Source organism: Armatimonas sp., assembly GCF_031410135.1.
In the GTDB taxonomy this organism is placed as follows: domain Bacteria; phylum Armatimonadota; class Armatimonadia; order Armatimonadales; family Armatimonadaceae; genus Armatimonas.
Genome location: NZ_JANNYP010000353.1, coordinates 1 through 9702, shown reverse-complemented (window position 1 = coordinate 9702; position 9702 = coordinate 1). Strand labels below are relative to the sequence as shown.

Below are 9702 nucleotides of genomic sequence, written 5' to 3'. Positions count from 1 at the left end.
GTGAGCGGCTTTTAGTGCGTCACCCCTACAGCCTGCGCACGAGCTGGGAGCAGGCCGCCACGCGGATTCGTGAGGCGGAGCTACTCGATGAGAGTGAGGCACTGGAGCTGCTCTCCAACCGGCGACTCTCCGGAGTACTGGCCCTCACGGAGCCTCTGGCACCTACGGAGTTTGCGGAGGCATTATTAGAGCTGGGCAAGGGCAGTGGTTCCCGATTGGGACTGGCCCGTGCAGCGCTTCTACGCCGCTACTTGCCGCTGTCACTGCGCTGACAGTGGGAATCGCCTCGACGGAAATCGTCGGGCATTGGGGCGTTCCGCCGCGCCTTCGGCGGAATCTCTACCCACAAGGTTACCTTTTACCGACGAGGGACGAGGAGGCGGCCAAAGGCCCTACAGCCTAGAGGTTTACCGTCTAGGGCTATCAAAGGAATCTTTTGAACTCCCCATTCGTATAAATAAGCATGAGAGAGTTTGCAAAAAAACTGGCCACTTTTGGCGTTTGCTCCCTTGGTCTGGGAGCGGGATTTGGAGCAGGGCTTGGCTTTGTCGGAGGCAAGGCTTCGTTTTCAACACCCGTACAAGCACAAGCGCCTGGGGCAAAGAGCACCGATGAACAAAATGTCATTCGTGTGGTAAAGGCAGTCTCGCCTGCCGTAGTGCTGATTCGGACGGAGACGGGGCTGGGCACCGGCGTGGTTATAGACGGCAAGCAAGGGTTGATCCTGACGAACGCTCACGTGGTGGGGCGGAACACGAGAGTGGGGGTGCGCTTCAAGAGTACAACCGAGCTGACGGGCCGTGTGCTGGGGGCGTTTCGTGAGATTGATATCGCCGTGGTAAAAGTCTCGTCGCCTAAGCTGCTCCCTGCTGCGCCGCTTGGAGACTCGGATCGGCTCGAAGTGGGGCAGACCACGATTGCGATTGGAAACCCGCTCGGGCTGGAGCAGACCGTCACCACGGGAATTGTCTCCGCGACCAACCGTCGGCTAAGTGAGCGCCAGGAGCAGGGCTTTATCCAGACCGATGCCGCCATCAACCCCGGCAACTCCGGCGGCCCACTGCTGGACTCTCAGGGACGGGTGATTGGGATCAATACCGCGGTGCTGCGTGCCGATAGCGCCGAGGGGCTCGGGCTGGCGATTCCCATTAAAGTGGCACAGAGCTATGCCCAGAAGATTATCGCGGGAGCCGATGTGCGCCGGACGTATCTGGGAATTCAATATGTTGGTCTGACGGAGCAAGTTGCCCGTACCTACCAGCTTCCGGTCTCGCGGGGAGTTGTGATTGCCGGGATTGATCCCAGCAGTCCTGCGGCCCAGGCAGGTCTGCGGCCCGGGGACATTCTGACGAAGCTCGGCAACTCTCCCATTAATACGGATCTAGACATGCAGCGGCTCCTTCGTGGCAAGAGTCCTGGCGATCCTCTTCTTTTTACGGCACTGCGAGGCGGACGTTCTCTGACCATCAAAGCTCGGCTGGGTGAGGCGCGCTAGGGAAAACCTGGTATTCTACTCAGTGTCTTCTTCGACCAGAGCCACCAAAGATAAACCCTGGAGGAACTTCGATGCAGGTTCGTAATGGATTTATTGTGGCGGCTCTGGTGCTGGCAGGAGGCGTAGTCGCTCTGCCCGCTCAGGCAGATAACAAGCCCGCCAAGAGTGCGACCGAGGGCTACCAGAGTGCGTGGCAGCTCTGGAGCAAGGGCGATAGTGTTCAGGCAGAGAAGGCACTCCAGGCACTGGTCGCGCAGTTCCCTCAGGACAGTCATCTGGGGCTGTTTTTGGCGGCAAGCATAGCGGCTCATGCCTCTGAGGCGGAGGCCGATACCTACTTTTCTCGCGTCATTGAGCTAGGGGCAAAGTCCGCGAAACCTTCCCCGGATGCTCTGGCCGCGCAGCACTTTCTACACCTGGGTGATCCCGATAGCGCCAACGAAGCGTTCTCTAGCCTGGGAGCACTCGCTCAGAAAAACAGCCAGAATCCGGTCTTTGTGTGGCTCTATGCCCAGGCGGCGGAGCGAATGCAGAAGCCCGAGCTGGCGGAGCAGGCATTTAAGACGCTTCTCAAGAGCACCAAGTCCGCCCCTGCCGTGGTGCGCCAAGGCTATGCGGATGCGCTGGAAGCACAGGGTAAGCACTTTTTCGCCCTGGAGCACCGGCTCAAGATCACGTCTGCGGAGCCTACACCCACCACGCTACACGCTCTGAGCGGTAACCTGAAGAGTCTTGCTCGCTTTACGGAGGCTGCCTCGGTGGCGACGCTGACCATCAAGAAGTTCCCGAGTGCGCCTCAGGGCTGGTACGATCTGGGGGTCAGCGATGCTGCGACACGTCGCCCTGACCTGGCCGTGGCGAATTTTTCCAAGGCTTTAGAGATCTCGGAGGCGTCGTCGGAGAAGTTCGATAAGAGCGCGGCTCTTCTTGCTTGGGGAACCTGCCTGGAGTCGCAGAAGAAGTACACCGAGGCGGCGGACAAGTTCCGTCGTGTGGCGGCTCTGCAAGGCGCAAGTGCACAGCTTGTGAAAGAGGCGACAAAGCGTGCTCGTGCGGCGGAAATGGCGGGCAACAACTAGCTTGCTTTTGGGGCGAAGGCGCTCTTAAAGGGCTCTGGGGTTCGGATGGGGCGACCTGTGGCGGCACTGAGAAAGGCACCACGGGTCTCCCCTTCGGCAATCAGGGTACCGTCGCGCGTGACTTTGTAGGTAAACAGAGCCGTCGCCGGGCCAGCACTTTCTATCTCGCCCGTGATCAGTAGCTCGTCGCCATAACGTGCAGAGGAGACATAGCGCACCCTTGCTTCGGTAATGACGAACTGGGTCTGTGTTCGGGCAAAGTCATCAAAAGAGAGCCCGAGCTGAAGGAGATACTCGGAGCGCGCCTCTTCAAAGTACTGAAGATACACCGCATTATTGACATGCCCGAACGAGTCTAGCTCATACGTCCGAACCCGAACTCGGGCAGTCAGCGGCATAGAAGTAAAACGCGACTACTTTTTGTAGTAGTCGGCGTTTAGCTGGATGAAGCTCGACCATTTTTCAGGCACTTCGTCATCCATGAAGATGGCGTCTACTGGACACTCCGGCTCGCAGAGGCCACAGTCAATACACTCAGTCGGGTCAATGAAGAGCTGGTTGTCATCATCGCCTCCGTGGATACAATCCACCGGGCAAACCGCAACACAAGACTTGTCTTTCACGCCGACGCAGGGCTCGGCAATCACGTAGGGCATGGCCAATTCTACCCTGCTAGCTCTCTCTCTGCAACGCTTACTTCTTAATCTGCGTCGTAATGCCGCCTTCCATATACGTCCAGGTGATATCCGAAAAACTCAGAGTTATCTCTTCCATAGGAGCCTCTTTACTCTCGGTGCTACTGAGAATCTTGACCGAAAGCACGCGCCCTAGCTTCCCTTCGATCGTGTAGAACTGCTCCTCGGAGCCAACACCGGTCACGGCTTTCGTCTGGGGCCGCCAAAACTTAAAGCGTGCCTCGATTAGCTGATTGTCGGACAGCGCCTGAATCAGAAGTGGGCTGCTCTTATCAATCCGCTTGCGGATCACAATCGCCTCTGGGCCGGAGCGTGTACTGATCACTTGCTCAAAGCTAAGGCAAGCAATGGATCCCTCACGGCCTTTCTGGATTACATCACCTTTGATCTGTCCAAACTTTGCGCCTTTGAGCTCTAGGAAGATCATGTCGGCGGCGCGGCAAGGCAACGAAGAAAGCACAAGTGCCAGAAGGACTGTCGCTTGAGCGAAGAGAAGACGTCGTTTCATGCCAAAATTATACCGGTTGTCTTCAGATCGCTCGGCTCCGCGCTATTTCCTCGTCAATTGCTTACGAAAGTTTTCAAGCTGCGGATCGCCCGTTTTTTCCATGTGTACTTGAAGAAGCCGACGAAGGCGTGTCAGCTCCGCCTGGTACTTGGGATCGGCGGTCACAGTGGTGCGCTCATCGGGATCGGTGCGCAGGTCGAAGAGCTGCTCGGGCGCGCCTACCGTGAGCTGGTCGACTCGCGCCTTGAGCTTTGGGTCACTCTCAGAGGCTTTCTTGAGCGCCGCAAACGTGATTCCACTCATCGCCTCGACACGAAACTGTGGCGTGCCATCGGGCCAGGCATGAAACTGGTAGGCGAAGTCTTTCGTGCGAATACAGCGCTGGGGGAAGCTCTTGCCGCTACTGACGGTATTGACATGGGTGACCACATAGTCCCGATCAGACTGCTTTTCGCCACGGAGCAGCGGCCCCCACGAGCGCCCATCCACTCCCTCCAAGGCGGGCTGTTTAAGCAGCTCCAGCAGTGTGGGAAGTAGATCCACGCTACTGACAAACTCCTCGCGCTTCTGCGGCTTGCCCATTCCCGGATAGCGGAGTAGCACTGGCGACCAGGTGCCGTTGCGGTAGACCGTCGCCTTAGAGAAGGGAAACGACATCCCGTGGTCTGAGAGAAAGATGATCAGCGTATCCGACTCACGCCCTGCATCTTTGATGGCTTTTAGAAGTGCTCCAAAGCTCTGGTCGCCCCGCCGGACGCTAGAGTAGTACTGCGCCACTTCTCTTCGTACCGGCGCGATGTCCTCCAGAAACGAGGGAACGGTGATCTCGGCGGGCGTGTAGGGCTTGACACTCCCCTCTGTTTCCTGGGGCGTGCTCCCCGCACCGACAAAAGGCCGGTGGGGGTCGGTGATATTGGCGTTGATAAAAAATGGTTTGCCCGCTGCGCTCGCCGCCTTAACACACTGGCTGAGCTGCTCCCCAAAGATAGCCGGGTTCTTCCCGGAGTCAGTGAGGGAGAGATCCCAGGGGAAGGCACTCTCGGGCTTCATGTGCGCTTGCTTATTGAGCGATCCCGTAAACCAGCCCGCCTCTCTTAGTTTCCTCACCAACGTCGGCACACCCGACGAGAGTGGGTTGAAGCCTAGTGCGCCGTTGCGGTGGGGGACGCGCCCCGTCAGGAGTGCCGCACGGCTCGGCTGGCAGATCGGGACACTGACATGGTGGTTGACAAACCGGTGTGCGGTGGCCGCAAAGGCATCCAGGTTCGGGGTTGCGCCCAGCTTATTGCCCATCCAGCCCGCAGAGTCCGCGTTCATGTCATCGGCGGTGACCAGCACGACGTTCCAGCGCAAGGGCGGCGGTGCGATCTGGGGGGGAAGGCTTAGTAGCATTTACAGCGACCAGTCTATCTCGGTGCGCCCGGCGGCTTTGAGGGCAGCGTTGGCCTGGGAGAAAGGCTTACTCCCAAAGAACCCCGTGCTGGCCGAGAGCGGCGACGGATGGGCAGATTTAATAATCGTGTGCTTGGTGGCATCAATCAGCTCCTCTTTTTTCTGGGCGGGCTTGCCCCAGAGGATAAAGACCACCGGCTCCGTGCTGGCGGCGCTCACGGCGCGGATCACGGCATCCGTGAACTTCTCCCACCCCTTTTTCTGGTGCGAGTTGGCCTCGCCCTCGCGAACCGTGAGCACGGTGTTGAGCAGCAAGACGCCCTGCTTGGCCCACGGAATCAGGCTCCCTGAGCTGGGCTTGCCGATGCCAATATCGCTCTCCCGCTCTTTCACAATATTGCGTAGCGACGCCGGAAGCGGCTTCACCGCCGGCTGAACCGAGAACGCCAGCCCGTGTGCATGGCCACGAGTCGGGTACGGGTCCTGGCCCAGAATAAACACTTTTACGTCAGCAAGCGCCGTGAACTTCAGGGCATTGAGAACCTCGTCCTCAGCGGGAAAGATCGCGCCGGGGTGGGCGATGCGCTCGGCGGCGACAAACTCGGTGAGGGTCGTAAAGTAGGGAGCAGAAAACTCGGCAACGAGCGCGGCCTGCCAGTCGGCGGGAAGGGTAGCAGTGTTCATGGCCTTATACTACCCAAAGATGTCCCTAACCGGAATATCTCTCCCCGTGTGTGCTTTGATGAGTGGGACGGTTGGATGCAAACGACGGTTGGCATCGTGGGCACAGGTGAGCAGAGCGCGGTAGAGATAGGCTTCCTCCACCGCAGTCAGGGACGAGATTCTTCACTCGCCCGCTGCGATTTTTTCCAGCGCCGCTCGGTTCACAATGGCAATCGTGCGGCCAGTGAGCGTGATATACCCCAGATCGGCGAGCTGGTGGAGGGTGCGCGAGATGACTTCGCGGACGGTTCCCACTTGAGCGGCGATGCTCTCGTTGGTTTCGGGCAGTGAGAACGTGGCGCTCTTCTGGGCTAGCAGGTAGGCAGCAAGGCGAGAGCGGACGGTGTGGAGCGCTTGGGCTTTGAGCATCTCCAAGAGCTTGCGCTGCTGGATCGCGAGGCTACGCAGAGCGGCCCATCCCAGCTCAGGATAGGTACTCAAAATGCTCTCGAAAGCGGGCCGTGGGACGCGAAAAACGCGGGTGTTCTCGGTGAGGGCGCTGGCCTGGGTCGGGTGGTTGCCACCGTCGAAGAGGGGAAGCTCTGCGACACTGGAGCCGGGTTTATGGATCGCTAAAATCAGCTCACGACCCCGTGCATCGAGCTTGCTTTCCTTAAGGCTCCCCTCCAGAACGATCAGCAACCCGAGCGAGGGCGTGGCCTCCAGAAAAAGTAGCTCACCCTCACGGAGTGTCTGGACATGCCCTGCTTTTGTCAGCGCCAGTCGTGCTGCCTCGGGGGCATCTTTGAGGAATCCCACACGCCGCAGGGCATCATCACGGGTCATTTCTCTTTCATTCTATGACAAAAGTCACGGACAGTGCTAGCGAGGCGGCGATAGCCTGACGTCATGAAAAACTATCCTTTCTATGTCATCGCCGATCCTTGTATTGGGGTCAAAGACAAGTCGTGTGTGGCTGTCTGCCCGGTGGACTGTATCCAGGGTGGCGATGGTGACGATCCCCAGCTCTACATCAACCCCGAGGAATGCATCCACTGTGGCCTCTGCGAGACTGAGTGCCCGGTCGGTGTGATCTTTTCTGTGGATGATATACCCGAAAAATGGAAAGCTTCGATCGAACGCAACGCCGATTTTTTTGTCCCCCCGGTTGGAGCGGATGGCCGGAACGGCCTTCGTGGCGGTACGCCCTCCATCACCACCCCTCTAACGGGCGGTGTCAGGTAGAATCTCCATATGTCGTCGTTTGAACTTGAAGAAATGTCTCTTTCCCAGCTCCGTCAGGCGCTGAGGGCCAGTCGCTACACCGAGCCACAGCTGGTGCAGCTCTACCAGGCGCGGATCGCGGAGTGGAACCCAAAGCTCAAAGCAGTGATTGAGCTGAATCCGGATGCCTCCAAAGAAGCCGAGCGCTTGCAGCTTCTGCGGGCATCGGGGAAGCCTCTGGGGCCGCTGCATGGGATACCGATTCTGATCAAGGACAATATCGCCACGCTCGACAAGATGCAGACCACGGCGGGCTCACTGGCACTGGTGGGTGCGAAGGTGAAAGCCGATGCACCGATTGTGACCGCACTCCGAAAAGCGGGGGCAGTGATTTTGGGCAAGACCAATCTGAGCGAGTGGGCAAATATGCGCTCCACGCACTCATCGAGTGGCTGGAGTGGGCGTGGCGGGCAGACCCTCAACCCCTATGCCCTGGATCGCTCACCGTCGGGGTCGAGCTCGGGCACGGGGTCGGCGATTGCGGCTAGCTTTGCGGCGGCAGGGATCGGCACCGAGACCGATGGCTCGATTCTCTCGCCGTCTGCGGCCTGTGGCCTAGTGGGGCTGAAACCAACCGTCGGGCTGCTCTCAGGCAAGGGGATTATTCCGATCTCTGCCACACAAGACACCGCAGGGCCGATGGCACGAACCGTTTTTGATGTGGCGATCCTTCTCGGGGCGCTGACCGGAAAAGACTACTCGGGGGCGATGGTGACCAGCCTCAAGGGCAAGCGTATAGGGATCGCGCGCAAGCGCTTCTTTGGCTACCATCCCGCAACCGACAAGCTCGCCGAGGACGCCATCGCGGTGCTCAAGAAGCTCGGTGCAGAGATCATTGACCCGGCGGACATGCCCACCGTGAGCACCTTTGATGCCGATGAAATCACGGTGCTACTCTACGAACTCAAAGATGGGCTCAATAAATACTTTGCAGGGCTGGCCAGCACACCTGTGGGAAATCTCAAGGAGCTGATCGCCTTTAACAATAGCGTGAAGGCCAAGGAGCTTCCGTTCTTTGGGCAAGAGTTTCTGGAGCAAGCACAAGCCAAAGGGCCGCTCACCTCGCCGGAGTACCTCAAGGCGCTGGAAAAATGCCGCAAAGAGTCCCGTGAGCTAGGCATTGATGCCGTGATGAAAAAGCACAAGCTCGATGCCCTCTTCGCCCCGACCCAGGCTCCAACTTGGCCGATTGATCTGATCAACGGTGACCACTTTCTCGGCGGAGCTTCCAGCCCCGCCGCCGTCGCAGGCTATCCCAGTATTACCGTCCCAGCGGGACATGTCCATGGCCTGCCCGTCGGGGTTGCGTTCTGGGGCCGCGCCAACTCCGAAGCCACGCTCCTGCGCCTGGCCTTCGCCTACGAGCAAGCCACCAAGCACCGCCGCGCTCCCACCTTCGCGGCAACGGCGGATTTATCGGCAGGGGCGACGCCCTGACGGTATACTTTCAGCATGGAACCCGAGGCTCCAGAAAGCATTGACCATGATCGGCTGTTTAAAGAACTGCTCACCACGTTTTTCGTTGAGTTTATCGAGGCGTTCCTTCCCGATGTCTATGCGTATTTAGAGCCAGAGTCTATTGCCTTTCTAGACAAAGAAGTCTTTACGGACATTACGGAGGGCCGAAAGTACGAGTCCGATATCGTGGTGCAGGCGAAGTTTCAGGGCAAAGATGCTTTCTTTTTGCTGATCGTGGAGAACCAGTCGAGCGCACAATCAGAGTTCCCGGAGCGGATGTTTAACTACGTTGCTCGCTTCTGGGAAAAATACCATTTGCCGATTTATCCGGTGGCACTCTTCTCCTACGATCAGCCGCTCAAGGCTGCGCCGAGTACTTTGTCGATGGAGTTTCCCGGCTTTGTCGTGATCCAGTTTGCGTTTCGTGCGATTCAGCTCAATCAGCTTAGCTGGAAAGACTATGCCAAGAAGCGAAACCCGGTGGCGACGGCCTTGATGGCGAAGATGCAGATTCCCGAGGACGAGCGGGTGAAAGTACGGCTTGAGTGCCTACGGCTGATTGCGACGCTTCGACTTGATCCGGCCCGCTCCCAGCTTATCGCGGGCTTTGTGCGGACGTACTTGCAGATGACGCGTTTGGAGCTGGTAGCACTCCAGCGTGAAGTGGGGCTCTTGCCCCGAGAGGAGCAGAATATTATGTTGACACTGACCAATGAGTGGATTGAAGAAGGTGTTGAGAAAGGCATTGAACAGGGGCTCATGCAAGGCGCTGACCGTATGATCCTGCGCCAGCTCACGCATAAGTTTGGTGCAGTTGCGACCGAGGCGCTTCGTCCTGCGATTCTTGCGCTCACGCTGGAGCAAAAAGAGCAGCTCACTGAGGCGCTCCTAGACTTTACGAGTGTGGCCGATGCCCAGCTCTGGCTAGATGGGGTATCATAGGCAATCGTGCCAACTACTGATTCTTCTGATATTTTCATGGGCCGCGAGCCGCGCCGGGTGCGCACCCGCTTCGCCCCTTCCCCGACTGGATTTCTTCACGTCGGGGCGTTTCGTACCGCGCTGTTTTCCTACCTGCTTGCCAAGAGATACGACGGGGATTTTCTCTTGCGCATCGAGGACACCGAC

At 58.4% G+C, this 9702-nt stretch carries 12 protein-coding genes and 1 pseudogene; 7 read left to right on the top strand and 6 right to left on the bottom strand.

Annotated features, from left to right (window positions below; genetic code table 11):
- The 3 genes from RMO15_RS12985 to RMO15_RS12975 all read left to right on the top strand — a co-directional run.
- Positions 1-272: hypothetical protein (locus RMO15_RS12985; RefSeq protein WP_309713138.1), on the top strand; the 272-nt coding region annotated here is incomplete at its 5' end.
- A gap of 191 nt (positions 273-463) precedes the next feature.
- A complete protein-coding gene (locus tag RMO15_RS12980; RefSeq protein ID WP_309713136.1) occupies positions 464-1495 on the top strand; it encodes a trypsin-like peptidase domain-containing protein in 1032 nt (343 codons plus the stop codon).
- Positions 1496-1566: 71 nt separating this feature from the next.
- Entirely contained in the window at positions 1567-2574 is a 1008-nt protein-coding gene (locus tag RMO15_RS12975) for a tetratricopeptide repeat protein (protein WP_309713133.1), read from the top strand.
- Here RMO15_RS12975 and RMO15_RS12970 read toward each other — a convergent pair.
- The 6 genes from RMO15_RS12970 to RMO15_RS12945 all read right to left on the bottom strand — a co-directional run bounded on the left by RMO15_RS12970 (position 2571) and on the right by RMO15_RS12945 (position 6678).
- Positions 2571-2972 (bottom strand): thioesterase family protein, encoded by a 402-nt coding sequence (locus RMO15_RS12970; protein WP_309713130.1) that lies wholly within the window; start codon positions 2970-2972, stop codon positions 2571-2573. The two genes, RMO15_RS12975 and RMO15_RS12970, sit on opposite strands and share 4 nt — an antisense overlap.
- Before the next feature lie 15 nt (positions 2973-2987).
- The gene (locus tag RMO15_RS12965) at positions 2988-3230 is read right to left on the bottom strand and encodes a ferredoxin family protein (RefSeq protein ID WP_309713127.1); all 243 of its coding nucleotides are present in this window, start codon (positions 3228-3230) and stop codon (positions 2988-2990) included.
- A gap of 37 nt (positions 3231-3267) precedes the next feature.
- The gene (gene tssD / locus RMO15_RS12960; protein WP_309713123.1) at positions 3268-3777 is read right to left on the bottom strand and encodes a type VI secretion system tube protein TssD; all 510 of its coding nucleotides are present in this window, start codon (positions 3775-3777) and stop codon (positions 3268-3270) included.
- A 42-nt stretch (positions 3778-3819) separates the two neighbouring features.
- Positions 3820-5169 carry a sulfatase gene (locus RMO15_RS12955; RefSeq protein ID WP_309713120.1) on the bottom strand — a complete coding sequence of 450 codons (1350 nt, stop codon included), beginning with the start codon at positions 5167-5169 and terminating at the stop codon, positions 3820-3822.
- Positions 5170-5853, bottom strand: a complete 684-nt coding sequence (locus RMO15_RS12950; protein WP_309713117.1) for a uracil-DNA glycosylase — start codon at positions 5851-5853, stop codon at positions 5170-5172.
- Positions 5854-6015: 162 nt separating this feature from the next.
- Positions 6016-6678, bottom strand: coding sequence for a Crp/Fnr family transcriptional regulator (locus RMO15_RS12945; RefSeq protein WP_309713114.1), 663 nt, complete (start codon positions 6676-6678; stop codon positions 6016-6018).
- A gap of 63 nt (positions 6679-6741) precedes the next feature.
- Here RMO15_RS12945 and RMO15_RS12940 point away from each other — a divergent pair.
- The 4 genes and pseudogenes from RMO15_RS12940 to RMO15_RS12925 all read left to right on the top strand — a co-directional run.
- Positions 6742-6990, top strand: a pseudogene (locus RMO15_RS12940) (ferredoxin family protein); the annotation flags it as partial.
- A 96-nt stretch (positions 6991-7086) separates the two neighbouring features.
- Positions 7087-8553, top strand: coding sequence for an amidase (locus RMO15_RS12935; RefSeq protein WP_309713107.1), 1467 nt, complete (start codon positions 7087-7089; stop codon positions 8551-8553).
- A gap of 15 nt (positions 8554-8568) precedes the next feature.
- A complete protein-coding gene (locus tag RMO15_RS12930; RefSeq protein ID WP_309713104.1) occupies positions 8569-9516 on the top strand; it encodes a DUF4351 domain-containing protein in 948 nt (315 codons plus the stop codon).
- A gap of 36 nt (positions 9517-9552) precedes the next feature.
- Positions 9553-9702 (top strand): glutamate--tRNA ligase family protein (locus RMO15_RS12925; RefSeq protein WP_369016107.1); only part of this gene is annotated, 150 nt, incomplete at its 3' end.